The organism is Psychrobacter proteolyticus (genome assembly GCF_038155145.1).
Lineage (GTDB): Bacteria > Pseudomonadota > Gammaproteobacteria > Pseudomonadales > Moraxellaceae > Psychrobacter > Psychrobacter proteolyticus_B.
Genome location: NZ_JBAKAY010000009.1, coordinates 42742 through 65334 on the forward strand (window position 1 = coordinate 42742; position 22593 = coordinate 65334).

The following is a 22593-nucleotide window of genomic DNA, read 5'->3' on the forward strand; positions in this document are numbered from 1 at the left end:
ACTATTAGTTATTAAATAATATACATTGATAAGTATTATTTGCTAGAATCAGAAGTAGATACATTATTACTACTAATTAAACGCTCAAGTGTTATATTTACACCTATATACATTTGATTTTTACTATATGAGAGGATTGCTATTATGGCATATGCGTCTAAGATAAATACCGCAGCCAAATTATTAACGAGTACCGCGTGTATGCTAATGTTGTCTATGAACGCCAGTCAGGCTATTCAGGTTTATAAGTCTATCGGAGCGCATGGCGAAGTTAAATATAGTCAACATGCCCCTCAGACCGGTAAAAATATCGAACTGATTGAATTTCGTAGTGACGGTAGACAAAGTAACGCAGGCCAAATGGCAGGAAAAACAGATCCCAACCAGAGTAATAATGCCCAAACTGCAGAAGAGCAAAGAATTGCACAATTGGAAGCACGTATTAAAGAGCAAGATGCAAAAGAAAATGCTCAGCGCTGCCAATCACTACGTAACAATCTAACTAACCTCAATGTCGGCGGCCGTATCTATGAAATGGATGCCAACGGTAAGCGTCAATATCTAGATGGTCGTGAAATTGAGCTTAAGCGCGAGCGTGTACAGCAGGCGATTGATCAATACTGTGCTAACTCTTCTACTTAACTCTCTATCTCAAGCAATACATCAAACTATCATAAGCTCCATGACGTGACGAATGGCTGCTGGCATATCCTGAGCTTGTAGCCCTCGTTGCCCTACTAGCAATGTATTGGTGTCGCTATTCGCTTGATTCACTAATGCATCTCCTGCAAACCCATGTATAAGAACCGCTTGATTTAAGCTACGCGCCTCTGCTGATAAATCTTGCTGTGCCAATAGTCCAGCAGTCACCCCAGATAGCACATCACCCATGCCAGCGGTTGCCATGCCCGCATTACCCACATCACAGACGTATATTTGCTCTTTTCCCTCTTCTTGTTCTAACACTAACGATCCTGCCCCTTTTAACACCCAGTCACCACCATATGTTGCAGCGCACTGTTTTATAGCTTGCAGTCTATTGGACTCAATCTTACTTACTTTTTGCTCAAGCAATCTAGCTGCTTCACCACTATGCGGCGTCAAGCAAACCCGATGATTCGTACTGTATTTTCTTAGCTCTGTTATTAGCTCATGATTACCCATGTGCAGTGATGCCAAGTGATAAAGACCATCAGCATCGATCACGATTGATTTTTCATTCTCTATAACAGCCTGTACATAATTAATAAATAATGCTTTAGCTTTTTCGTCACGGCCAAGTCCCATCCCAATAGCAACGACACTGGCCTGTTTGATTAAATCTTTTACGCCGCTGGCGTCATGTAAATTAATGGTCATCGCATCTGGCAATGAGGTCAGTAACGACCCATGGAAAGCCTCATGGCAAGCAACTGTTATTTTACCGGCACCTGTCGCCATCGTACTGGCCGCAGACAGTATGGCAGCACCGCCCATACCCTGAAAGCCATCAACGCGATTTCCGCCAATGATTAATACATGACCATAGCTGCCTTTGTAGCTGTTTTGGCGACGCGGCTTTACACTATGCGCAGCTGTCAGCAGCGTGGCAACTGGCTCAAATGCTTGAATGGTATTTTTCTCAGGTATCGTGTGATTGCTAGCTGTTTGGTGAAGCGTCATTTGATAAGGTATCAACGGTATATCGATTATGTTTCCGCTATAGTCTGTACCGTCTTTAGTGTGTAGACCAAACTTACGCGCAATCAAACATAGAGTCACGTCAGCTTGTATTGCCATGCGCTCAAACACCTCACCGGTAGAGGCCACTAACCCACTCGGAACATCAACTGCAATTGTTAGTGCGTTATTTTGCTGAGTAAGACTATTGAAGGTATTGATAGCTAATTCATAAATACCTTCTGGTGCACGATCTAAGCCAATACCAAATAATGCATCGATATAAACATCAGCTGGCAAGTTTATTTTATCCGCATCATCGTGACTAATAATGCCTTCAAATTGTTGATAGTTACAGTTGCTCGCTAAAGCTATCTGTAATGCCTTTGTCGCGTCAGTAATATTGCTACTATCGCTATCTTTATCGCTAAGAGTTTTGGAAGTGACTGATTGATCATGGATATCAAAATCATTTTCGCTAAAACCAACTGTTATTACTTCTACTTGCCAGCCAGCTTGCTGTAAATAATGAGCGATAAGCCAACCATCACCGCCATTATTACCTTTCCCTACCCAGATACTTGCTCGATATGGATGAGCACTACGGTGATAAACGTTAGTATTAGCAGAGTGGCTAGTACTGACGGTTTTTCGCTCATAAATCTGCTCTATTTGCTGTGTCATTTGCCAAGCGGCTTGTTTCATCAAACCAAAACTATCGTACCTCTCTGCAAACCAAGCCTGCTCCATCGCATAAACCTGCTCACTATTATATAGCGCAATAGGTTTTGTATTTTTTATAGGTGATAAATTGGTATTATTTCTCATAACTTATCCTTGGTGTTTCTACTCATTTTTTATTTTATTTAAATTTGATTGCTCGTTTCTCATATCAGCTTAGCAAAAGCTTACCTCGACTTATGTATCAATATGAATATGAGTTTATTTTCTTTTATACTTGCACTCATTGCTCACTGGCTTATCATAGCCGTATTTACATTATCTCTGATTGTCAGATATGAATAATCTGATTGCAACAAATGAGAAAACCATCTAATAAGCACCTATTCTCTATGTCTACTGATAAAAACAGAATTACCATTACCAATCCAACTGTATTTACAACCACAGCTGATGTTAAGCAGTGGATTACAGCACAAGCACAGGCACTAGGATTTGCTGATTGTGGTTTTTTATCTGTGCATCATCCTTTGTTTACTAAGCAGATTGAACAACTACAGAAGTGGCTAGATAAAGGCTATGAGGGCCAGCTGCAGTTTATGCATAATAATCATGATCTGCGCGCTCATCCTGATCAGTTAGTCGAAGGCGCAAAGACCATCATCAGCGTACGTATGGACTATCTAACTCAAGCACCCACACCGCGTGCTGTCACTGATAACGATCATCCCAATAAAGGCATCATTGCGCGTTATGCAAGAGGGCGTGACTACCATAAAACGATGCGTAGTCGTTTAAAGCAATTGGCTTTAAAGATCGAAACAATGCTGCCTGAATGGCAACATTTGGATATCGGTTCAGAGAAAGAGTTTGTGTTTAGACCTTTTAGCGATTCGGCACCTATCTTTGAGCGACCGATTGCAGATGCAGCAGGTCTCGGTTGGACAGGTAAACATACATTACTTATAAATAAGCAAGCAGGCTCATTTTTTGTGCTCGGTGAGCTGTTTTTGAGCCTTGAGCTGCCCGACGATAAACCAGTCAAGGAGCATTGCGGTAGTTGTAGCGCTTGTATTGACATATGCCCTACTCAAGCAATTGTGGCGCCCCATGAGCTCAACGCCTCTGCTTGTATCTCCTATTTGACTATCGAACATGATGGTGTCATCGATACCAAATATAGACGCGCGATAGGCAATCGGGTCTTTGGCTGTGATGATTGCCAGTTAATCTGTCCATGGAATCGTTATGCCAACCTTACGACTGTTGATGACTTCGCACCAAGGCATGGATTAGATAATAGTAGCTTGCTTGAACTATGGCAGTGGCAAGAAGCCGACTTTATGAAGAACACTCAAGGTAGCCCGCTAAGACGCACCGGCTATATGAATTTTTTACGTAATATCGCTATCGGACTTGGCAATGCTAATGCCAGCTTAGAAGTGGTCAAACAATTAAAATCTAAATTGACCTTACATAATGACATGCTAGATGAGCATATCGAATGGGCTTTAACTGAGCAGCATAGTAAGCTAGGCTCAACCAATTAACCAATTAACCAATTAACCAATTATTTTATGACTATCAAATATTCCTGAGATAAAGTGTTTATTTGAAGTGTACAACATAAAAAAAGCCTCTTAATAATAAGAGGCTTTTTCATTAGAATGTCATATTTAAAATATTATTGTTCTATACGCTTCTTCTAGAATTATGGCTTCGGAATACGTAATACTTGACCTGGATAGATTTTATCTGGATCAGATAACATTGGTTTGTTTGCTTCGAATATCTTCATATAATCGCCAGATGAACCATACACTTCTTTAGCGATTTTAGATAAACTGTCACCAGATTTTACCGTATACATTGTAGATTCAGGTGCATCTTCTTCGATATCGATGTTATCAATAACTTTTGCAACGTTTTGCACGTTACCGATAGCGATAATTGCTTTTTCACGATCAGCTTGAGTTTTAGCGTTACCACTAATTTCTGCAGTATCTGTAGAACCATTATATTTAATTTTTAGGTTACTGATATTGAGGTTCTGCTGCTGAATACGGCGCAATAGAATATTAGCAACTGATTGTGCACTCGGCTCACTGCTTTGTACTGGTGTATTAGCATCTGCTTTCGTTTCTGTCTTAGCATCATGCTTTTCGTCATCACGGTTAAAAATCTTATCACCGATATCTTTTGCAAAGCTAAACATACCCATATATCTACTCCTTGAAATATTATTATTTATCATTCTTTTAGTAAAACACGCAATCAAACAATATTTTAAATGTCTAACTGGCATCTTTTTCTACGACTTACTATTATGAGTATAGATAAAGTGAGTCGATGTAGATAGTAATAGTATGTTGAATAATGTTGAATTGACGTAGTCAATGTTAAATTCGATTGCTGTGCTTAAAAATAACAATCACGCGCCCATAAAAAAACCGCCTATCTAATCAGATAAGCGGCATTATAAATCTACTAAATAAGTAGCAGATTATAGTTGGGCTTGTACGTAATCGATTGCTTTTTGAACAGTAGTCAATTCTGCAGAATCTTCATCAGGAATAGTGATACCAAAATCACTTTCAAATGACATAACCAATTCAACTAGGTCTAAAGAATCTGCACCTAGGTCTTCCATGAATGAAGCATCGTTGTTGATGTCTTCAACATTCATACCTAGTTGCTCAGCTACTGCTGCTTTTACTCTTAGCTCGATATCATTACTCATGTAGATCACTCCGTTATCATCTATTATTTTTAATAAACTGCCATATCGCCTTATTTAACGCTATAGCATGGTATATAAAATGCGTTTGCCAGACCAGCAATGCTGTCTGAGTACTCTATGACATGTTACACAGTTTGTCTGATGTCTAATAAAGCCCTGTTATCATACAGGGCTTTGACTCAAAAGTATTCGTCATTATAGCACCCTTTATTATAGTTTACACTCGTTCACACAGTTTTTTATTATAACTATGTAACGCTCGTATATTGACTACATATACATGCCGCCATTGACAGGAATGACAGCACCTGTGATATAACTGGCCTCGTCGCTAGCCAAGAAATGTACCGCTGCAGCGATGTCTTCTGGCTGACCAAGACGGCTGATAGGTACAGCATCTAACATAGAGTTCAATAGACGCTCATCAAGCTCATCTGTCATATCCGTTTCGATCAAGCCTGGTGCCACGCAGTTGATGGTCACTTGGCGTGAACCAATCTCACGTGCAAGCGTACGACTAAACCCTTCAACACCAGCTTTGGTCGCCGCATAATTAGATTGGCCCGCATTGCCCATTTGAGCGACGACAGAAGTAATGTTGATAATACGACCACGGCGTGCTTTCATCATACCGCGTACGGCACGTTTGCTCATGCGATATACTGATGTCAAATTGGTATCGATGACATTTTCCCAATCTTCATCTTTCATGCGCATCAGTAGGCCATCTTGAGTGATACCAGCATTGTTAACCAATACTTGTACCGCGCCGTAGACGCTTTCAATCTCTTCAAATAATTTGTCAATTTGAGCAGTATCACGTACGTCTAAAACGCGACCAATACCACCAGTATCATGAAGGTAATCATCAATAAGCTCTGCGCCCTTTTCAGTGGTCGCAGTTCCAATGACAAAATGTCCTTCTTTAGCAAAACGCTTGGCCACTGCCTTGCCAATACCTCGGCTAGCGCCAGTTACTAATGTAATCGTACGGCTCATGATAACACCTCCAATAATTTTTCTAGACGGGCAGGCTTGTCAGTAGGATAGCTTGCGATTGGCTGCGCCTGACGCTTCGCCAAATTGCTCAGTACATTACCACTGCCACATTCGATTAAGATATTAATTTGCTTATCAGCCAGCTCTTGCATGGTTTTTGACCACAATACTGGCTCACTCAGCTGTTCAGTCAATGCTTGCTTGATTCCAACCGCACTGGTTTCAACACGTGCGTAGCGATTTTGTATCACAGGAATGGTTGCCTGATCAAACTTGATACCCGCTAGTATCTCAGCCAATGCATTGCTGGCAGGTTCCATAAGTGCGCAATGAGATGGCACACTCACTTTTAGAGGAACAGATTTTTTGCCAGTATTTTTGACTTTATCAATAACAGCATTAACACCAGCAGCGTTACCCGAGATAACCACTTGTCCTGGACTATTGAAATTGGCTGCCCCAACAACGGCATCTTCGACGTGTTCAGTTGCTTGCTCACACAAGTTTTCAACTCGGTTGTCTTCTAGTCCTAGTACTGCAGCCATAGCAGTATCAACACCTACAACGGCCTCTTGCATCAACTGACCGCGCTTATGTACTAAAGTGACTGCATCACCCAGCGATATCACATTGGCAGCACACAGGGCACTGTACTCGCCCAGAGAGTGACCAGCTAAATAACAAGGCGTCTCTTCTATTTTTTGTTGTAGGACACGCCAAATAGCAATACTAGCTGTCAAAAGCGCAGGCTGAGTATATTGGGTTTGATTGAGTTTTTCTTCGTCCTGACAGATTGCCCACAAATCCTCGCCAAGCGCATCACTCGCTTCGGTAAATGTATCGCGTATCTCTGGATAGATTTCGGCAAGCTCACTCGTCATCGCGACTGCTTGAGATCCTTGTCCAGGAAAAATGACCGCGATACGAGCGGGTTGCTTTTTTACCATATCGGGTACAGAAGCCATAACCAATATTCCTTATCTGATTAGAAATATCCCTAAAAACAATGGGGTGTATTATATTATTAGATGTTATACAAAGCCGCTACTTCAAGTATTTATGCAAGAAAACGGATTGTCAGTAAACTATACACTGACAGACACTATTATCATAGCGGATGCAAACCAAACAGCAAGAGTAACGCTGCCCAAATTAAACGAGCAGATTATATCAGCACATTTTTAAATCTACTAAAAATAACAAGCGAATTAAGCAATAAGTCTAGTTATAAATAACAAAAAGCCAAGTTATCCAGCCACATAATATATGATAGCGAAATAACTTGGCTTTTTTTAGCTCAAAGCTTATTGACTAGTAATAACTAGGCAAAAACAATAATAGTCACCAGTACTATTATTGTTTTCGCCTAAGCTATCACAGAGCCAATGTCTTAGGCGTCTTGGCTGACTTTGAACAGTTGACGACCACGGTAGAAACCATCTTTAGTCATGTGATGACGACGATGTTTTTCACCAGTAGTAGCATCTACGCTTAGTTCAGCAATTTCCATACGGTGATGTGAACGGCGCATGTCACGACGAGAACGGCTTTTACGACTTTTTTGAACAGCCATGATATAGCTCCTATACTTAAAAGGGATAAGCTTGAAATTCAGCTTAAGTCGATACTGACAGAGGCTATATAATCATAACAACCTAAGTCTTAAGCATCATTAGTTAAATAGATTGCCACTCACATAAAGCACTGACCAAGGCTGAATCTTATAAAAAATTTACCCAGTCAGTTTCTATCAGCAAGCAACAGGTTGCTCGAATGCAATAAACCGGACATTATACGCATGTTTATTAAATTAATAAAGCCCTGCCTTGCACTCTTCTGTACAAAGCTGATAAAAGGCTTTTTAAATGCATTGAGTAGATAATTTTGACGCTTATAGTTTGCCTTTTAATGAGGCTAAAGCAGCGAAAGGATTTTCACCTTCCTCTTCTTCTGGTATCTCACCAAACTGCTCAACAGACATCTCACAATCGTCATGCTTTGGCGCCATTGGGGTCTTGAGCAAGATCTCGTCTTCTACCAACTTCTTAAATGGTAACAGACGCTCTGGCGATTGCTCGGTGACGATTTCATCCAGTAATAAATAATCTTGTTCATCTTTAACTAGGCGAACCTGACTATCGTTTTCTAGTAGCGCGATGTCATAATCATCAGACAAGTCTATCGCGATTGGTTGTAAGCAGCGCTGACAAGTTAGCCAAACATCACCTGTCAAAGTAAATGCTAAATGCAAGACGTTGTTACGACGATACAAGTTAGCGTTGAGCTGTATGTCTGACTGCTCATGTTCAGTACTCAAAGTAGTAGCAAGACGATCAAACGAGCTTGGCTTGACCTCTCCTGACCATTCGTAACCAGTGTCTGCCCACTTATCTAAGGAGATGTGCTCAGGCATGCCAGTAGATACAGGCGCTTTTTTATTGTCAGCGTGAGGTGCTGACGGTTTAGTTTCTGGAGTGCTTGACATGCGCGGCCTCATTCATAAAAACGGTGTATAATATTGCCTGCCATACTAACGGAAAGTGCCATATTCTGCTAGCGCTAGTATGTTAAGATTTTTTGATAGTAAATTTGTTTAAGCTCTTCTACTACTTACCTTTTACCTAAAGTTTTTTGTCTTTAGTATTTATTAAGTCAATGTCTTCTCTATGAATCTATCCGATAATAAAATGAATTTTTCTGACTTACTTCCTCCTGCTGAAGCAAGTTCGTTGCTACAACAGCTTATTCAATTAAGGGGTCATACTGAAAATGTTCCTAATAATAGACTGTGCTTCGATAAAGATGAGTATTTAAACGAATTAAGAAGTCAGTGGCAAGAGTTGTCTATTACTCAATTTGACAATACTCACACAGCAGAATTGATAATTGATAGCGAACGATTAGCTACCGATTGGCTCATACAGCTATTTAATACTTTGTTCGCTAATCAGGAAGTTATATTGGCTCGTAGCAATGATGAACCCGAGTATTTTCCAGCTCAAGATAATGAACCCGCTCGAATTGAATTTGCTCATGGATTTTTTGCCAGTGCTCTGCATGAGCTAAGTCATTGGTGCGTGGCTGGTGACACTCGTAGACAGCTATCTGACTTTGGCTACTGGTATGCCCCAGATGGACGATCAGCGGCTCAGCAGCAGGCATTTGAGCGTGTAGAAATCAAACCTCAAGCATTAGAGTGTTTGTTCACCTTGGCGTGTGGACGAAATTTCCAAGTCTCACAAGATAACTTGTTTGCCGACTTCGACACCAGTAGTAGCACCTTTGCTAGTGATGTCTACCAGCAAGTCCAAAGCTATATAGCCAAACCTCATACTCTACCACGTGACGCTAAGACATTATTGACTGCGTTACTTAGTGCTTGCACTTCTTCATCTCAGATCAGCGCTTAGTTTAAATTACTGAGCTTCCCTACTTATTAACGATTTTCTACGGTTGGTAACGCCTTGCCACTAAACTTATATCTGCTTTGAGCTATACTGGTAACTGAAGTGGTATTTTGAAGATATCGATCTGCTTTAGTTCTAGAATAGTTTTTCTAATATAACTTATGATTGAACTACATCTAATCAATGAAGAATTTGTCTCAATTAAAAACCAATAATTATAAAATAAGGAACCATTATGGAAGTCTTCTATATTCACCCCGATAATCCGCAGCCACGTCTCATTGAGCAAGCCGCTGACCTATTGCGCAGAGATCAGTTAATTATTTACCCAACTGATACCAGTTATGCTTTCGGTTGCCGTTTGGGTGCAAAGGATGCCCTAGCGAAGCTTAAGCAAATCCGCGAACTCGATGATAAGCATCAATTCACGCTATTGTGCCGAGACCTAAGCGAAATTGCCAATTATGCAACAGTTGATAATGTGCAATTTAAACAGCTGAAAGCCCACACACCTGCCCCAATTACTTTTATTCTTACTGCCACCAAAGACGTACCGAAAAAACTGGCGCATGCAAAGAAAAAAACCATTGGTATTCGGGTACCTAGCAACCCCATTGCTCAAGCATTGTTAGAAGCGATGGATGAACCTATCTTAACCAGCTCACTGATTTTGCCTAATCGAGACGATATTTTGGATGACCCATTTGAGATTGAAGATTTGCTAGGCAACCAGATCGATGGACTAATCAATGCAGGTATAAAGACGACCAAGCTTACTACTATCGTAGATATGACTAGCAGCGTTCCTGAAGTTATCAGGCAAGGTGCGGCTGATGTCGATTCGTTATTACTCTAAATCGCTAGTTATTGCTCTAAACAGCTAATAGTATAAATAGTCAAATTTAAGACAAAAAAAAGCTCCAATTGCATTGGAGCTTTTTTATGGAATATGTCTTAGGTGTAAAACTAGTCACGATCAACCAATTCTACATAAGCCATTGGCGCATTGTCACCATCACGGTAACCGCATTTTACGATACGCAAATAACCACCTGGACGCGTTTGGTAACGAGGACCTAACGTGCCAAATAATTTGCCTACCATAGCTTTGCTACGCATACGGCTGAATGCTAAACGACGGTTAGCAACGCTGTCTTCTTTAGCCATAGTGATCAATGGCTCGGCAACGCGACGTAGTTCTTTAGCTTTTGGTAAAGTTGTTTTAATCAGTTCATGCTCAAATAATGAGTTAGTCATGTTCTGAAACATTGCCTTACGATGACTGCCGGTACGACCCAGCTTGACTCCACTCTTACGATGGCGCATAGTCAAAAATCCTTAAAGTTTAACGGCTACGATAAGAAAAGCGATCATCAACACGTAAATCAGCTGGTGGCCAGTTATCTAGGCGCATACCGAGCTCTAAATCTTTAGACGCTAATACGTCCTTGATTTCTGTCAATGATTTCTTACCAAGATTTGGGGTTTTTAGAAGTTCAGTCTCTGAACGCTGTACCAAATCACCGATATAGTAAATGTTTTCAGCTTTCAAGCAGTTGGCTGAGCGAACCGTTAGTTCAAGATCGTCCACAGGGCGTAATAGCACCGGATCAACCTCTTCTTTCTCTTTCACAGGCTCAGGCGCTTCTTCAGCTTCTAGGTCAACAAAGATAGAAATCTGTTGTTGTAAAATAGTGGCTGCTTTACGAATTGCTTCTTCTGGATCTATAGTGCCATTAGTTTCAAGCTCAATGATAAGACGATCAAGATCAGTACGCTGCTCTACACGAGCGTTCTCAACCTGATAAGCAACACGAAGCACAGGACTAAAACTTGCATCAAGCTTTAAACGTCCAATTGCTTTAGTATCACCATCTTCACGGCGCTGGTTTGCTGGCTCATATCCACGACCCATCACTACACGCAAACGCATCTTAAGATGACCACGATCGCTCAATGTACCCAAGACCAATTCTGGATTGATGATGTCAACATTGTGCGGCAACGCGATGTCTGCAGCAGTAATAGTGCCTGGACCTTGTTTATCCAAGGTCAAAAATACTTCATTTTGGTCATGAAGAGTAATTGCTAAGCCTTTTAGGTTCAAAAGCAAATCAAGTACGTCTTCTTGCAGGCCTTCAAGCGTTGAGTATTCATGGTCAACACCATCAATCTCAGCTTCAATGACTGCAGCACCAGGTAATGAAGATAACAAGATGCGACGCAGAGCATTACCTAGGGTATGCCCAAAGCCGCGTTCTAACGGTTCGAGCGTGACTTTCGCAATCGTTTCGTTAACCGTATCCACATTAATGGCATTCGGCGTTAGAAACTCAGTTGCATTTAGCATCATGATGTCACCTCGATTTATTAAACTGGTTTAATTAACGTTAATTGCTCAATGCCATTTTCATAACATTGAGCATTACGTCATTACTTAGAGTATAGCTCAACGATCAAGCTTTCGTTGATTTCAGCAGGTAGATCAATACGATCAGGCGCATGTTTAAACGTGCCTTGTAGTTTGCTGTGGTCAACATCAAGCCATTCTGGAATACCACGTTGTGTCGCTAATTCGATAGCGTTTTTAATACGTAGTTGTTCGCGAGATTTCTCTTGGATAGCGATGACATCACCATCTTGAAGCTGAATTGAAGGAATGTTCACACGAACAAACTCATCACGGCCAGCTTTTTTTACCATAACAGTACGATGACTGACTAGCTGACGTGCTTCTGCGCGAGTTGAGCCAAAGCCCATGCGATATACAACGTTATCTAGACGGCTCTCAAGCATTGCTAGTAGGTTTTCACCAGTAGCGCCACGCTTACGAGCAGCTTCTTTATAGTAGTTCGCGAATTGACGCTCTAGTACACCATAAATACGCTTAACTTTTTGCTTTTCACGCAACTGTAGAGCATATTCTGAGGTCTTGTTACGGCTTACGCCATGCTGACCTGGTGGACGACCAGCTTTCTTCGTTTTTACGTCATACGGTTTAACGCCAGACTTAAGGCCTAAATCCGTACCTTCACGACGTGATAATTTCAGTTTTGGTCCAATATAGCGGGCCATTGTTATGTCTCCTATAAGCTTTTAGTATAAAAAGCTTCGTCTTTAATATTAGACGCGGCGCTTTTTCGGCGCACGGCAACCATTGTGTGGGATTGGGGTTACATCAGAGATGCTGTTAACTTTATAACCCAATGCACCTAGTGCTCTTACCGCAGACTCACGACCCGGTCCTGGTCCTTTGACCAAAACATCGATATTCTTAACACCATATTCTTGGGCCGCTTTACCAGCGACTTCAGCTGCAACCTGAGCTGCAAATGGTGTAGATTTACGTGAACCACGGAAGCCTTGTCCACCTGAAGTGGCCCAAGCCAATGCATTACCTTGACGATCGGTAATCGTAACAATGGTGTTATTAAAAGACGCATGGATATGGGCAATGCCCTCCGATACTGAACGACGAGCCACCTTTTTGCGACTGCGAGTGTCTTTTGCCATCTTTTAGCTTCCTAAGTTAATTATCTTTTGAGAGGGCGTGTCGGACCCTTACGAGTACGAGCGTTGTTCTTGGTGTTCTGACCTCTAACTGGTAGGTTACGACGATGACGGATGCCACGGTAACAACCAAGATCAACTAAACGCTTGATGTTCATTGAAACTTCACGACGAAGGTCACCTTCGGTCATGTAGTTTGCAACTTGTGCACGGATAGCATCTAACTGTGTATCATCTAACTGACTGACTTTAGTAGTAGGGGCGATGCCAACTGCTTCTAAGATTTTCTGAGCAGTGGTACGACCTACACCAAAGATGTAAGTTAGTGAAATAACAGCATGCTTATTATCCGGAATGTTTACGCCGGCAATACGAGCCATTGATTTCTCTCCATTAAAGAAAAATAAGCGTTATCTAGCGATAAGGCTTTACTCTTCAGATTTGTTGCTGTCAATACTAGAGCTTTTATAGTCATTATCGATGTTTTGACTATAAGTCTGCTCATCGATTCTATTATAAAAGATTTTGTATAAACACGGCAAGTGGCGGATGATATCGCATCCGCCGTTATTTTTCAAGTATTAATTTAATTAGCAGCGAAAACTAAATGTTTTCTAATACTAAATATTAACCTTGACGTTGCTTGTGGCGAGGTTCTGCTGTACAAATAATATGTACACGGCCTTTACGGCGCACAACTTTACAGCTACCACAAATCTTTTTAACTGATGCTTGAACTTTCATAGCATGCTCCTTGAAATATCGTACCGCTCATTTAAGGTTGAGTGGGCGATTGAATTAACGTCTGATCATGATATTGATGGGTCATCAAATGCGCTTGAATCTGCGAGATGAAGTCCATTACCACAACCACCATAATCAGTAAAGACGTACCACCGAGTTGAAACGGCACACCAAACGATGACTGGACGACCATTGGCATTAAACAAATAACCGTCATATACATCGCGCCAATAAAGGTCAGTCGGTTTAATACATGATCGAGGTAACGCTGAGTTTGTTGTCCTGGGCGAATACCTGGGATATACGCACCACTACGTTTAAGGTTCTCTGCTACCTCACGCGGACTAAATACCAATGCCGTATAAAAATAACAGAAGAAAATAATCATTGCGCCAAACAGTACTAAATATAGCGGCTGCCCTGGAGACAACACCAATGCCATATTTTGAAGTATTTTCTGTACAAAGGTAGGATCAGTCGATTGACCAACCCACTGCCCTAAACTTGCAGGAAACAATAACAAAGAACTGGCAAAAATAGCTGGGATAACCCCTGCCATATTTAGCTTAAGCGGCAAATGTGATTGCTGCTGAGCATAAATTTTGCGGCCTTGTTGCTGTTTTTGTGCATAGTTCACGGGAACACGGCGTTGAGCACGTTCAATATAAACGATACCCGCAGTAACCGCGATACCTAGCAGTACAAAAATAAATAGCACAATCAAGTTCATCTGACCTTGATTGACCTGTTCAATAGACTGCGAAATCATACCTGGCGTACCAGCCACAATACTCGCAAAAATGAGCATTGAAATACCATTACCTACGCCGCGCTCTGTAATCTGCTCACCAAGCCACATTAAGAACATTGCGCCTGCTACTAAAGAAGTAACAGCTGGAATATAAAAGGTAAGACCAGTAGATAAAGTAAGGTTTTGGCTGATTAAGCCGGCACACATTCCTAATGACTGTACTAGTGCTAAAGCAAGCGTTCCCTGACGGGTATACTTGTTTAGCTTGCGTCGTCCCGCTTCACCTTCTTTTTTGAGGGCTTCAAGCGATGGCAATACTGCAGACATCATCTGTACGATAATCGATGCTGAGATATATGGCATAATGCCAAGTGCCATGATAGACATACGCTCTAGTGCACCACCTGAGAACATATTAAACATGCTCAGAATGGTGTTTTCGTTGCGCGAAAACAGATCAGCCAAGTTAACTGGGTTGATACCCGGAACTGGAATATGTGACCCTAAACGATAAACAATCAATGCGCCGATTAAAAATAATAAACGCGTCCATAGCTCATCATACTTACGTATAAATGCGAATGGATTAAGCGGTATACCAGCCGATGACATTGATTGTTTTGACACGTTACTACTCCTCGATGCTACCACCAGCAGCTTCGATAGCTTGCTTAGCACCTTTAGTCACTTTAATACCTTTGAAAGTATAAGCTCTAGTGACTTCGCCTGATAGCATTACACGAGCACGTTTCATATCGTGACGGATAAGGTTAGCAGCTTTAAGTGTTTCAAGGCTAACTACATCGCCTTCAATTTTATTCAGTTCAGAAAGACGTACTTCAGCAGTCTTCATAGCCAGTTTACTGGTAAAACCAAATTTTGGTAGACGACGATATAAAGGCATTTGACCACCTTCAAATCCTGAGCGAATGCTAGAACCTGAACGAGATTTCTGACCTTTTACACCACGACCACCAGTCTTACCAAGACCTGAACCGATACCACGACCACGACGTTGGGCAGTTTTCTTTGCGCCAACACCTGGTGATAATTCATTTAATCTAAGACCCATTACGCTTCCTCCACTTTTACCATGTAGTTAACGCGATTGACCATACCACGAGTCGAAGGAGTATCTTCTACTACTACAGTATGATTAATACGGCGTAAACCCAATCCTTTCAAGCTCGCTTTGTGGCTCTTTAGGCGATGGGCACCCGATTTAAATTGAGTGACTTTCATTTTTTTCATCGTAACTCACCTAGTCTAAGTTAACCCAAGATTTCGTCTACAGATTTACCACGTTTAGCTGCCATCTTCTCTGGAGTTGACATATCACGTAAACCGTTAAACGTTGCGCGAACAACGTTAGCAGTATTGGTAGAACCATAACATTTAGTCAAAACATCTTTGACACCAGCAACTTCTAATACAGCACGCATTGCGCCACCAGCGATTACGCCAGTACCTTCAGATGCAGGTTGCATGTAGACTTTACTAGCACCATGACGTGCTTTGATTGGATGATGCAAAGTTGCATCATTTAGCTCAACAGTAATCATATTACGTTTGGCAGCTTCTAGTGCTTTTTGGATAGCAGCTGGCACTTCACGTGCTTTACCGCGACCAAAACCAACACGACCATTGCCATCGCCCACTACAGTCAATGCAGTGAAAGAGAAAATACGACCACCTTTAACAACTTTCGCTACGCGATCAACGGTAACTAAGCGTTCTACTAGACCGTCAGTCTGTTCATTTTTATCATTTTTATCATTTCTAGCCATGATTAAAACTCCAATCCGTTTTCGCGAGCAGCTTCTGCTAAAGCTTTAACTCGACCATGATATTTGAAACCACTACGGTCAAAGGCAACTTTAGTAATGCCAGCTGCTTTTGCGCGTTCTGCGATCATTTGGCCTACAGACGTTGCTGAATCAGCATTACCAGTCGCGCCTGAACGCAAGCTGCTGTCTAAGGTAGATGCCTGAGCAATCACTTCACCACCATTTGGAGAGATAATCTGGGCATAAATATGTTTTGACGTGCGGTTAACCGTTAAGCGATGAACGCCTAAGAAACGGATATGCGCGCGTGTTTTCTTAGCTCGACGCAGACGAGCTGCTTTTTTATCAAACATTTCAACTCACCTTATTTTTTCTTAGCTTCTTTGCGAATCACATGCTCGTCACTATAACGAATACCTTTGCCTTTGTAAGGCTCAGGTGGGCGGAAACCACGGATGTTGGCGGCTGCTTGACCAAGCTGCTGTTTATTGTTTGATTTCAAAACAATTTCAGTTTGCGTTGGCGTTTCAGCTGATACACCTTCAGGTAACGTATACTCTACTGGATGAGAATAACCAACGTTCAAGGTTACTTTGTTACCAGTAACTTGCGCGCGATAACCAACACCAATCAACTGAAGACGTCTTTCAAAGCCTTCGTTCACGCCAGTAACATAGTTGTTAACGAGAGCACGCATGGTGCCAGTGTGCATCATAGCTTCTTTTGAATCGACTGTAGGTGAGAAAATGATAGCATCATCTTCCTGTTTCAGCTCGACCAATTCATGCAGGCGTAAAGACATAGAACCGTTCTTGCCTTTAACTTCGACCTGCCGATCGTTCAAAGTAACGCTTACGCCGTTTGGCAGCGTCACTGGGGCTTTAGCCACACGAGACATAGGAATATTCCTTAAAAAATTTAACTTCTTTATATTAGCGAAAAAACTAACAGGCTAAAAAGCGTGTTAGTTTAGCATAGTTGACTGTGTTAGACATCTATCAATTCGAAATAATTTAATATTACTCAATCAATAGAAGCCTAACAACCATCAAATAGACTTCATCGTCGTATAGCTTACGCTACAAATGCGACGATTTCACCACCGATACCAGCAGCGCGTGCAGCACGATCGCTCATGATACCTTGGCTAGTAGATACGATAGCAACACCCATACCTTGCTTAACAGTAGGGATAGCGTCTTTACCGCGGAACTGGCGTAAACCAGGACGGCTGTAACGTTGGATAGTTTCGATGACAGCACGGCCTTCGAAATATTTCAATTCAATAGTAAGGGTTGCTTTGTTGTTTTCTTCTTCAGCAACAACAGCGCTAGCCACATAACCTTCGCTAACTAGTAAATCAGCAATTGATTTACGTAATTTAGAGCTCGGCATTGCTACCGATACTTTGTTAGCCATTTGTGCGTTACGGATACGGGTTAGCATATCCCCAACGGTATCTTGCATACTCATATAGTTACTCCTTACCAGCTTGCTTTACGAACACCAGGCACATCGCCTTGCATGACACGCTCACGCAGCATATTGCGTGATAAGCCAAACTTGCGGAAGTAACCGTGAGGACGACCGGTGATAGCACAACGATTACGCAGACGTACTGGTGATGAGTTGCGTGGAAGAGCTTGTAGCTCTAACATCGCTTCCATACGAGTTTCGTCACTTGCAGTCATATCACTGATAGTTTCTTTTAGCTTGATACGCTTTTCAGCATATTTAGCAACCATTTTTTCGCGCTTTAATTCGCGGTTAATCATGCTCTTCTTTGCCATAACGTCTTTACCTTATTTAAATGGGAAGCCGAATGCTTTAAGCAACGCACGACCTTCTTCATCAGATTGAGCTGACGTGGTGATTGTCACATCCATACCACGGATACGATCAATCTTGTCAAAATCTACTTCTGGGAATACGATTTGTTCTTTGATACCCAATGAGTAGTTACCACGTCCGTCAAAGGCTTTAGGTGAAAAACCGCGGAAATCACGAATACGAGGAATTGCAATGGCAACGAGACGATCTAAAAATTCGTACATTTGCTCACCGCGTAGCGTTACTTTACAGCCAATTGGCCATTCTTCACGAATCTTAAAGCCAGCAACTGATTTACGCGCTTTGGTGACAACAGGTTTTTGACCAGCAATCGCGGTCATATCAGCTACAGCACCTTCCAACAATTTCTTGTCTTGAGACGCGCCGCCTACACCCATGTTAAGTGTGATTTTAGTGATTTTAGGCACTTGCATCACATTTGCCAAACCAAGCTCTTCTTTGATTTGCTGCTTTAGTTCATCGTTATATAAAGATTTTAATCTTGCCATTACCATTACACCCTTAGTGTCTTACGCAGTCGCCACTACTTCACCGCTTGAACGATAGACGCGTTGTTTCTTGCCGTCTTCGCCAAACTGATAAGTAATACGGTCTGCTTTTTGGGTTTGCGCATTTAAGATTGCGACATTTGAGATATGCAGAAAAGCTTCTTGCTTAAGAATGCCACCTTCAACGCCAGTTGCCTGATTTGGCTTCTGATGTTTGGTAACAATATTAATGCCTTCAACTTTAATACGATCGTTTTTTACAGCTTGTACAGTACCTTGCTTGCCTTTGTCTTTCCCAGCAATCACGATAACTGTATCGCCTTTACGTAATTTTGACATGGATTACCTCACAATACTTCTGGTGCTAGTGATACAATTTTCATAAACTGATCACCACGTAGTTCACGAGTTACCGGTCCAAAAATACGAGTTGCAATCGGCGCTTTGTTTTGGTTCAACAATACCGCAGCATTGTCGTCAAAACGTAACACAGAACCATCTGGACGACGAACGCCTTTTTTGGTACGTACAACTACTGCATTCATCACGTCGCCTTTTTTAACACGACCACGAGGAATGGCTTCTTTAACCGTTACTTTAATAATGTCGCCAACTGATGCATAACGACGATGAGAACCACCCAGTACTTTAATGCACTGAACTCGCCTTGCACCGCTATTGTCTGCAACTTCCAGCATTGACTCAACCTGAATCATAGCGTTACTCCACACGTATGAGCAATAAAAACCAGTTGCTGCCGCTAGCACAGAATGAGTAGGACGGCATTTTAATATAAATAACCGCGACTTACTCTTAATGTGAGTGATATACGCTCGGCGCAATCAGCATCCTTAAAAAGGCGGCTATTTTAACAGCTTCTGGCTTTTAATGCAATTTACTTAGATTTTTTCTACTTTTTCAACCACATCAACTAAAGTCCAAGACTTAGTTTTTGAGATTGGACGCGTTTCTTTGATGCGGACAAGGTCGCCTTGTTGGCAAACGTTATTCTCATCATGAGCTTTGATTTTCGTAGAACGACGAAGCTGCTTGCCATACAAAGGATGACGAACCAGACGCTCAATCAAAACTGTGATGGACTTATCCATCTTGTCGCTGACAACTCGTCCTGTCAATACGCTAGCATTGGTAGCTGTTTGATTGTTATCGCTCATGAGTCGCCTCGTTGTTTCTCGTTAATCAAAGTCTGAAGCTGGGCAATCGTGCGACGATTGGCTCTAACTTCATGGGTATTACCCAACTGACCAGTTGCTTTAGCCATACGAATACGGAAAGCATCAAGTTGCTTTTCATCAAGTAACTGGGTCAGTTCTTCTAATGATTTATCACGTAATTCACTGATCTTCATTACATTATCGTCCGCTTAACAATGGTAGTTTTAAAGGGCAATTTTGCTGCAGCGAGCGTTAATGCATCACGAGCAAGCTCTTCAGATACCCCTTCAATTTCATATAGCACTTTACCAGGTTTGATTTCGCATACCCAATATTCAACTGGACCTTTACCTTTACCCATACGTACTTCTAATGGTTTGTTGGTAATTGGTTTGTCAGGGAATACACGAATCCAAATCTTACCGCCACGCTTAATTTTACGAGTGATGGTACGACGTGCTGCTTCGATTTGACGAGCTGTCATACGACCACGCGTCAATGATTTTAGACCAATTTGTCCGAATGCAACGGTGCTTCCACGATGAGCTAGCCCAGTGTTACGACCTTTGTGCATTTTACGAAACTTGGTACGTTTTGGCTGTAACATAGTTTAACCTCTGTCTGAGTTTCGACGGTTTCCACGACCACGGCGTTTTGGCGCACGAGTCTGCTCTTCTTTGACGGGATTATATACGCTGTTCATACCGTCAAGGATTTCGCCACGGAAAATCCAAACTTTAACACCGATGGTGCCGTAAGTTGTCTCTGCACGAATTGACGAGTAGTCAATATCAGCACGGAGTGTATGCAATGGCACACGACCTTCACGGTACCATTCACTACGAGCAATCTCAGCACCGCCTAGACGGCCAGACAGCTCAACCTTGATACCTTTAGCACCAGAACGCATGCTGTTCTGTACCGCGCGTTTCATCGCACGACGGAACATAACACGACGCTCAAGCTGGCTACCAATGCCGTCTGCTACCAAACGTGCATCAAGGTCAGGTGACGTGATTTCTTCAATGTTGACCTGAGCAGGTACGCCCATAATTTTGGTCAATTCTTTTTGAAGTCTTTCGATATCTTCGCCTTTCTTACCGATAACAATACCAGGACGCGCAGTGGCGATGGTAATCTTAGCAGCGCCAGTAGGACGCTCGATCATGATGTTGCTGATCATAGCGTTGTCTAGCTTTTTGCGTAGATATTCACGAACTTGAATGTCGTTGATTAGGTATTCTGAGTATTGTTTAGGGTTAGCATACCAGTTTGCGTTATGCTTTTTTACAACACCAAGACGAATTCCGATTGGATGTACTTTTTGACCCATAACTTATTCTCCTACCTTTATAGTGATGTGACAAGTACGCTTGCTGATACGATCAGCACGGCCTTTGGCACGTGGTAGGATACGTTTTAGCGTAATGCCTTCATCAACGTAGATAGTTGATACTTTAAGAGTATCGATATCTAGACCGTTGTTGTTTTCGGCATTGGCGATGGCTGAGTTAAGGCATTTCTTAACAAACACAGCGCCTTTTTTATTGCTATACGTTAGGATATCCAAAGCACGCTCAATAGATTTGCCACGAACTTCATCAGCAACGAGTCTAACTTTTTGTGCCGATATGGCGGCACCGCGTAATTTTGCAGTTACTTCCATGGTAAGCACCTTATCTCTTAGCTTTTTTGTCAATGCCGTGACCACGATACGTACGAGTCGGGGCAAATTCACCTAGTTTATGACCAACCATCTGCTCGCTCACGATAACCGGTACATGAGTACGGCCGTTGTGAACAGATAAAGTTAGGCCAACCATTTGTGGCAGAATCATCGAGCGGCGCGACCAAGTCTTAATTGGCTTGCGTGAGTTGGTGTCTAATGCATTCTCAACTTTAGCAAACAAGTGCGCGTCTATGAATGGACCTTTTTTCAATGAACGAGGCATGAAATTCTTCCTTTATTTCTTCTTGGCGCGACGGCGGATGATCATGTTGTCAGTACGCTTATTGTGACGCGTTTTAAGTCCTTTAGACTTCTGACCCCAAGGGCTGGTTGGATGGCGACCTTTGTTACGACCTTCACCACCACCGTGTGGGTGATCAACCGGGTTCATAGCGACACCACGAACAGAAGGACGAACACCACGCCAACGTGAAGCACCGGCTTTACCAAGTGATTTCAAGTTGTTTTCAGTGTTAGAAACTTCACCAATAACAGCGCGGCAATTTACGTGTACACGGCGAGTTTCGCCAGAACGCATACGTAGAATAGCATAAACACCGTCACGACCTAGTAACTGAACGCTAGCACCCGCAGAACGAGCCATCTGTGCACCTTTACCGATTTTAAGCTCGATATTGTGAATCACAGTACCCAATGGGATGTTTTTTAGCGGTAAGCAGTTACCTGGACGAATTGGAGAAGTCTCGCCTGACATTACTGTATCACCAACTACTTGTTTCTTAGCAGCGATAATGTAACGACGTTCGCCATCAGCATACTTAAGTAGAGCAATATGAGCAGTACGGTTAGGATCGTATTCGATACGCTCTACCGTTGCTGGGATATTGTCTTTAGTACGTTTGAAATCGATAATGCGATAATGTTGCTTATGACCACCGCCAATGTGACGAGTAGTAATGCGGCCATTATTGTTACGACCACCTGACTTGCTTTTTGATTCTAGAAGTGCTGCAAACGGACGACCTTTGTACAGGTGTGGATGCACTACTTTTTCAACAAAACGACGGCCTGGTGATGTTGGCTTTGCTCTTACGATAGGCATGAGTGTAAT

At 42.1% G+C, this 22593-nt stretch carries 35 protein-coding genes; 4 read left to right on the forward strand and 31 right to left on the reverse strand.

Translation table 11 applies throughout. The features are described 5' to 3' along the window. The first annotated feature begins 144 nt into the window (after nt 1-144). Nucleotides 145-642, forward strand: a complete 498-nt coding sequence (locus tag V6252_RS11460) for a DUF4124 domain-containing protein (RefSeq protein ID WP_296207630.1) — start codon at nt 145-147, stop codon at nt 640-642. A 21-nt stretch (nt 643-663) separates the two neighbouring features. Here V6252_RS11460 and V6252_RS11465 read toward each other — a convergent pair whose 3' ends face one another. After that, the gene (locus V6252_RS11465; protein ID WP_341610536.1) at nt 664-2487 is read right to left on the reverse strand and encodes an NAD(P)H-hydrate dehydratase; all 1824 of its coding nucleotides are present in this window, start codon (nt 2485-2487) and stop codon (nt 664-666) included. A gap of 245 nt (nt 2488-2732) precedes the next feature. Between V6252_RS11465 and queG the strand changes: the two genes are divergently transcribed. After that, nucleotides 2733-3890 (forward strand): tRNA epoxyqueuosine(34) reductase QueG, encoded by a 1158-nt coding sequence (gene queG / locus V6252_RS11470; protein WP_341610537.1) that lies wholly within the window; start codon nt 2733-2735, stop codon nt 3888-3890. Nucleotides 3891-4051: 161 nt separating this feature from the next. Here queG and lysM read toward each other — a convergent pair whose 3' ends face one another. The 6 genes from lysM to V6252_RS11500 all read right to left on the reverse strand — a co-directional run bounded on the left by lysM (nt 4052) and on the right by V6252_RS11500 (nt 8564). After that, complete coding sequence (gene lysM, locus V6252_RS11475; protein WP_057758817.1) at nt 4052-4561, reverse strand: peptidoglycan-binding protein LysM; 510 nt, start codon at nt 4559-4561, stop codon at nt 4052-4054. A 282-nt stretch (nt 4562-4843) separates the two neighbouring features. Further along, nucleotides 4844-5080 carry an acyl carrier protein gene (acpP, locus tag V6252_RS11480; protein ID WP_057758815.1) on the reverse strand — a complete coding sequence of 79 codons (237 nt, stop codon included), beginning with the start codon at nt 5078-5080 and terminating at the stop codon, nt 4844-4846. A 270-nt stretch (nt 5081-5350) separates the two neighbouring features. Further along, nucleotides 5351-6079, reverse strand: coding sequence for a 3-oxoacyl-ACP reductase FabG (gene fabG / locus V6252_RS11485; protein ID WP_057758813.1), 729 nt, complete (start codon nt 6077-6079; stop codon nt 5351-5353). Beyond that, nucleotides 6076-7044 (reverse strand): ACP S-malonyltransferase, encoded by a 969-nt coding sequence (gene fabD / locus V6252_RS11490; RefSeq protein WP_191114795.1) that lies wholly within the window; start codon nt 7042-7044, stop codon nt 6076-6078. Before fabD ends, fabG begins: the two co-directional genes overlap by 4 nt. Nucleotides 7045-7469: 425 nt before the next feature. Continuing rightward, nucleotides 7470-7652, reverse strand: coding sequence for a 50S ribosomal protein L32 (gene rpmF, locus V6252_RS11495; RefSeq protein WP_057758809.1), 183 nt, complete (start codon nt 7650-7652; stop codon nt 7470-7472). A gap of 318 nt (nt 7653-7970) precedes the next feature. Beyond that, entirely contained in the window at nt 7971-8564 is a 594-nt protein-coding gene (locus tag V6252_RS11500; protein ID WP_102077932.1) for a YceD family protein, read from the reverse strand. Between the two features lie 181 nt (nt 8565-8745). On the opposite strand from V6252_RS11500, the gene V6252_RS11505 reads away from it, so the two are divergent. Then, nucleotides 8746-9489 carry an elongation factor P hydroxylase gene (locus tag V6252_RS11505; protein ID WP_341610538.1) on the forward strand — a complete coding sequence of 248 codons (744 nt, stop codon included), beginning with the start codon at nt 8746-8748 and terminating at the stop codon, nt 9487-9489. 232 nt (nt 9490-9721) lie between these two features. Next, entirely contained in the window at nt 9722-10342 is a 621-nt protein-coding gene (locus tag V6252_RS11510) for an L-threonylcarbamoyladenylate synthase (protein WP_160023599.1), read from the forward strand. A 110-nt stretch (nt 10343-10452) separates the two neighbouring features. On the opposite strand, the gene rplQ is transcribed toward V6252_RS11510, so the two are convergent. The 24 genes from rplQ to rplB all read right to left on the reverse strand — a co-directional run bounded on the left by rplQ (nt 10453) and on the right by rplB (nt 22584). Further along, nucleotides 10453-10812 (reverse strand): 50S ribosomal protein L17, encoded by a 360-nt coding sequence (rplQ, locus tag V6252_RS11515; RefSeq protein ID WP_021813387.1) that lies wholly within the window; start codon nt 10810-10812, stop codon nt 10453-10455. A gap of 19 nt (nt 10813-10831) precedes the next feature. Next, nucleotides 10832-11839 carry a DNA-directed RNA polymerase subunit alpha gene (locus V6252_RS11520; protein ID WP_021813386.1) on the reverse strand — a complete coding sequence of 336 codons (1008 nt, stop codon included), beginning with the start codon at nt 11837-11839 and terminating at the stop codon, nt 10832-10834. Nucleotides 11840-11919: 80 nt separating this feature from the next. Then, nucleotides 11920-12561, reverse strand: coding sequence for a 30S ribosomal protein S4 (gene rpsD / locus V6252_RS11525; protein WP_057758723.1), 642 nt, complete (start codon nt 12559-12561; stop codon nt 11920-11922). 48 nt (nt 12562-12609) lie between these two features. Beyond that, the gene (gene rpsK, locus V6252_RS11530) at nt 12610-12999 is read right to left on the reverse strand and encodes a 30S ribosomal protein S11 (RefSeq protein ID WP_010196728.1); all 390 of its coding nucleotides are present in this window, start codon (nt 12997-12999) and stop codon (nt 12610-12612) included. A gap of 20 nt (nt 13000-13019) precedes the next feature. After that, the gene (gene rpsM / locus V6252_RS11535; protein ID WP_021813384.1) at nt 13020-13376 is read right to left on the reverse strand and encodes a 30S ribosomal protein S13; all 357 of its coding nucleotides are present in this window, start codon (nt 13374-13376) and stop codon (nt 13020-13022) included. 247 nt (nt 13377-13623) lie between these two features. Beyond that, nucleotides 13624-13740: a 50S ribosomal protein L36 gene (gene rpmJ, locus V6252_RS11540; RefSeq protein WP_010196721.1), complete on the reverse strand. Its 117-nt coding sequence runs from the start codon at nt 13738-13740 to the stop codon at nt 13624-13626. Nucleotides 13741-13771: 31 nt separating this feature from the next. Next, on the reverse strand, nt 13772-15103 hold the full coding sequence (secY, locus tag V6252_RS11545; RefSeq protein ID WP_166739245.1) for a preprotein translocase subunit SecY: 1332 nt from the start codon (nt 15101-15103) through the stop codon (nt 13772-13774). 19 nt (nt 15104-15122) lie between these two features. Beyond that, nucleotides 15123-15563, reverse strand: coding sequence for a 50S ribosomal protein L15 (gene rplO, locus V6252_RS11550; protein WP_341610539.1), 441 nt, complete (start codon nt 15561-15563; stop codon nt 15123-15125). Then, a complete protein-coding gene (gene rpmD, locus V6252_RS11555; RefSeq protein ID WP_057758718.1) occupies nt 15563-15742 on the reverse strand; it encodes a 50S ribosomal protein L30 in 180 nt (59 codons plus the stop codon). The genes rplO and rpmD overlap by 1 nt, the downstream gene beginning before the upstream one ends. 20 nt (nt 15743-15762) lie before the next feature. Continuing rightward, complete coding sequence (gene rpsE / locus V6252_RS11560) at nt 15763-16278, reverse strand: 30S ribosomal protein S5 (RefSeq protein WP_057758716.1); 516 nt, start codon at nt 16276-16278, stop codon at nt 15763-15765. Between the two features lie 2 nt (nt 16279-16280). Next, a complete protein-coding gene (rplR, locus tag V6252_RS11565; protein WP_057758713.1) occupies nt 16281-16631 on the reverse strand; it encodes a 50S ribosomal protein L18 in 351 nt (116 codons plus the stop codon). 11 nt (nt 16632-16642) lie between these two features. Beyond that, on the reverse strand, nt 16643-17176 hold the full coding sequence (rplF, locus tag V6252_RS11570; RefSeq protein ID WP_057758710.1) for a 50S ribosomal protein L6: 534 nt from the start codon (nt 17174-17176) through the stop codon (nt 16643-16645). Nucleotides 17177-17352: 176 nt separating this feature from the next. After that, complete coding sequence (gene rpsH / locus V6252_RS11575; protein WP_101204864.1) at nt 17353-17751, reverse strand: 30S ribosomal protein S8; 399 nt, start codon at nt 17749-17751, stop codon at nt 17353-17355. Nucleotides 17752-17762: 11 nt separating this feature from the next. Continuing rightward, complete coding sequence (gene rpsN / locus V6252_RS11580) at nt 17763-18068, reverse strand: 30S ribosomal protein S14 (protein ID WP_010196705.1); 306 nt, start codon at nt 18066-18068, stop codon at nt 17763-17765. 12 nt (nt 18069-18080) lie between these two features. Then, nucleotides 18081-18617, reverse strand: coding sequence for a 50S ribosomal protein L5 (gene rplE, locus V6252_RS11585; protein ID WP_101204865.1), 537 nt, complete (start codon nt 18615-18617; stop codon nt 18081-18083). 21 nt (nt 18618-18638) lie between these two features. Beyond that, nucleotides 18639-18956 carry a 50S ribosomal protein L24 gene (gene rplX / locus V6252_RS11590; protein ID WP_101204866.1) on the reverse strand — a complete coding sequence of 106 codons (318 nt, stop codon included), beginning with the start codon at nt 18954-18956 and terminating at the stop codon, nt 18639-18641. A gap of 8 nt (nt 18957-18964) precedes the next feature. Continuing rightward, the gene (rplN, locus tag V6252_RS11595; RefSeq protein ID WP_010196702.1) at nt 18965-19333 is read right to left on the reverse strand and encodes a 50S ribosomal protein L14; all 369 of its coding nucleotides are present in this window, start codon (nt 19331-19333) and stop codon (nt 18965-18967) included. A 183-nt stretch (nt 19334-19516) separates the two neighbouring features. Next, nucleotides 19517-19792, reverse strand: coding sequence for a 30S ribosomal protein S17 (gene rpsQ, locus V6252_RS11600; RefSeq protein ID WP_021813375.1), 276 nt, complete (start codon nt 19790-19792; stop codon nt 19517-19519). After that, a complete protein-coding gene (rpmC, locus tag V6252_RS11605; protein WP_025644397.1) occupies nt 19789-19986 on the reverse strand; it encodes a 50S ribosomal protein L29 in 198 nt (65 codons plus the stop codon). Before rpmC ends, rpsQ begins: the two co-directional genes overlap by 4 nt. Further along, nucleotides 19986-20399, reverse strand: a complete 414-nt coding sequence (gene rplP, locus V6252_RS11610; RefSeq protein ID WP_025644399.1) for a 50S ribosomal protein L16 — start codon at nt 20397-20399, stop codon at nt 19986-19988. Before rplP ends, rpmC begins: the two co-directional genes overlap by 1 nt. 3 nt (nt 20400-20402) lie before the next feature. After that, complete coding sequence (gene rpsC / locus V6252_RS11615; RefSeq protein WP_057758704.1) at nt 20403-21125, reverse strand: 30S ribosomal protein S3; 723 nt, start codon at nt 21123-21125, stop codon at nt 20403-20405. Nucleotides 21126-21128: 3 nt separating this feature from the next. Next, on the reverse strand, nt 21129-21458 hold the full coding sequence (gene rplV / locus V6252_RS11620) for a 50S ribosomal protein L22 (RefSeq protein ID WP_010196689.1): 330 nt from the start codon (nt 21456-21458) through the stop codon (nt 21129-21131). 10 nt (nt 21459-21468) lie between these two features. Continuing rightward, the gene (gene rpsS, locus V6252_RS11625) at nt 21469-21744 is read right to left on the reverse strand and encodes a 30S ribosomal protein S19 (RefSeq protein ID WP_010196682.1); all 276 of its coding nucleotides are present in this window, start codon (nt 21742-21744) and stop codon (nt 21469-21471) included. 12 nt (nt 21745-21756) lie between these two features. Continuing rightward, on the reverse strand, nt 21757-22584 hold the full coding sequence (rplB, locus tag V6252_RS11630; protein ID WP_057758702.1) for a 50S ribosomal protein L2: 828 nt from the start codon (nt 22582-22584) through the stop codon (nt 21757-21759). Between the last annotated feature and the right edge of the window lie 9 nt (nt 22585-22593).

Coding starts and splice junctions, on each gene's coding strand:
- rplR (WP_057758713.1), bottom strand. CDS start 16,631: ATGTTTGATAAAAAAGCAGCTCGTCTGCGTCGAGCTAAGAAAACACGC.
- V6252_RS11505 (WP_341610538.1), top strand. CDS start 8,746: ATGAATCTATCCGATAATAAAATGAATTTTTCTGACTTACTTCCTCCT.
- rpsH (WP_101204864.1), bottom strand. CDS start 17,751: ATGAGTATGCAAGATACCGTTGGGGATATGCTAACCCGTATCCGTAAC.
- rpsE (WP_057758716.1), bottom strand. CDS start 16,278: ATGGCTAGAAATGATAAAAATGATAAAAATGAACAGACTGACGGTCTA.
- secY (WP_166739245.1), bottom strand. CDS start 15,103: ATGTCATCGGCTGGTATACCGCTTAATCCATTCGCATTTATACGTAAG.
- rplP (WP_025644399.1), bottom strand. CDS start 20,399: ATGTTACAGCCAAAACGTACCAAGTTTCGTAAAATGCACAAAGGTCGT.
- rpsS (WP_010196682.1), bottom strand. CDS start 21,744: ATGCCTCGTTCATTGAAAAAAGGTCCATTCATAGACGCGCACTTGTTT.
- rplV (WP_010196689.1), bottom strand. CDS start 21,458: ATGGAAGTAACTGCAAAATTACGCGGTGCCGCCATATCGGCACAAAAA.
- rplN (WP_010196702.1), bottom strand. CDS start 19,333: ATGATTCAGGTTGAGTCAATGCTGGAAGTTGCAGACAATAGCGGTGCA.
- rplX (WP_101204866.1), bottom strand. CDS start 18,956: ATGTCAAAATTACGTAAAGGCGATACAGTTATCGTGATTGCTGGGAAA.
- queG (WP_341610537.1), top strand. CDS start 2,733: ATGTCTACTGATAAAAACAGAATTACCATTACCAATCCAACTGTATTT.
- rpmD (WP_057758718.1), bottom strand. CDS start 15,742: ATGAAAAAAATGAAAGTCACTCAATTTAAATCGGGTGCCCATCGCCTA.
- rplQ (WP_021813387.1), bottom strand. CDS start 10,812: ATGCGCCATCGTAAGAGTGGAGTCAAGCTGGGTCGTACCGGCAGTCAT.
- rpsN (WP_010196705.1), bottom strand. CDS start 18,068: ATGGCAAAGAAGAGCATGATTAACCGCGAATTAAAGCGCGAAAAAATG.
- rpmC (WP_025644397.1), bottom strand. CDS start 19,986: ATGAAGATCAGTGAATTACGTGATAAATCATTAGAAGAACTGACCCAG.
- V6252_RS11500 (WP_102077932.1), bottom strand. CDS start 8,564: ATGTCAAGCACTCCAGAAACTAAACCGTCAGCACCTCACGCTGACAAT.
- rpsD (WP_057758723.1), bottom strand. CDS start 12,561: ATGGCCCGCTATATTGGACCAAAACTGAAATTATCACGTCGTGAAGGT.
- rpsK (WP_010196728.1), bottom strand. CDS start 12,999: ATGGCAAAAGACACTCGCAGTCGCAAAAAGGTGGCTCGTCGTTCAGTA.
- rplE (WP_101204865.1), bottom strand. CDS start 18,617: ATGGCAAGATTAAAATCTTTATATAACGATGAACTAAAGCAGCAAATC.
- V6252_RS11510 (WP_160023599.1), top strand. CDS start 9,722: ATGGAAGTCTTCTATATTCACCCCGATAATCCGCAGCCACGTCTCATT.
- fabD (WP_191114795.1), bottom strand. CDS start 7,044: ATGGCTTCTGTACCCGATATGGTAAAAAAGCAACCCGCTCGTATCGCG.
- rpmF (WP_057758809.1), bottom strand. CDS start 7,652: ATGGCTGTTCAAAAAAGTCGTAAAAGCCGTTCTCGTCGTGACATGCGC.
- rplO (WP_341610539.1), bottom strand. CDS start 15,563: ATGGGTCTTAGATTAAATGAATTATCACCAGGTGTTGGCGCAAAGAAA.
- rplF (WP_057758710.1), bottom strand. CDS start 17,176: ATGTCTCGTGTGGCTAAAGCCCCAGTGACGCTGCCAAACGGCGTAAGC.
- V6252_RS11460 (WP_296207630.1), top strand. CDS start 145: ATGGCATATGCGTCTAAGATAAATACCGCAGCCAAATTATTAACGAGT.
- lysM (WP_057758817.1), bottom strand. CDS start 4,561: ATGGGTATGTTTAGCTTTGCAAAAGATATCGGTGATAAGATTTTTAAC.
- fabG (WP_057758813.1), bottom strand. CDS start 6,079: ATGAGCCGTACGATTACATTAGTAACTGGCGCTAGCCGAGGTATTGGC.
- rpsC (WP_057758704.1), bottom strand. CDS start 21,125: ATGGGTCAAAAAGTACATCCAATCGGAATTCGTCTTGGTGTTGTAAAA.
- acpP (WP_057758815.1), bottom strand. CDS start 5,080: ATGAGTAATGATATCGAGCTAAGAGTAAAAGCAGCAGTAGCTGAGCAA.
- rpsM (WP_021813384.1), bottom strand. CDS start 13,376: ATGGCTCGTATTGCCGGCGTAAACATTCCGGATAATAAGCATGCTGTT.
- V6252_RS11465 (WP_341610536.1), bottom strand. CDS start 2,487: ATGAGAAATAATACCAATTTATCACCTATAAAAAATACAAAACCTATT.
- V6252_RS11520 (WP_021813386.1), bottom strand. CDS start 11,839: ATGATGCTAAATGCAACTGAGTTTCTAACGCCGAATGCCATTAATGTG.
- rplB (WP_057758702.1), bottom strand. CDS start 22,584: ATGCCTATCGTAAGAGCAAAGCCAACATCACCAGGCCGTCGTTTTGTT.
- rpmJ (WP_010196721.1), bottom strand. CDS start 13,740: ATGAAAGTTCAAGCATCAGTTAAAAAGATTTGTGGTAGCTGTAAAGTT.
- rpsQ (WP_021813375.1), bottom strand. CDS start 19,792: ATGAGCGATAACAATCAAACAGCTACCAATGCTAGCGTATTGACAGGA.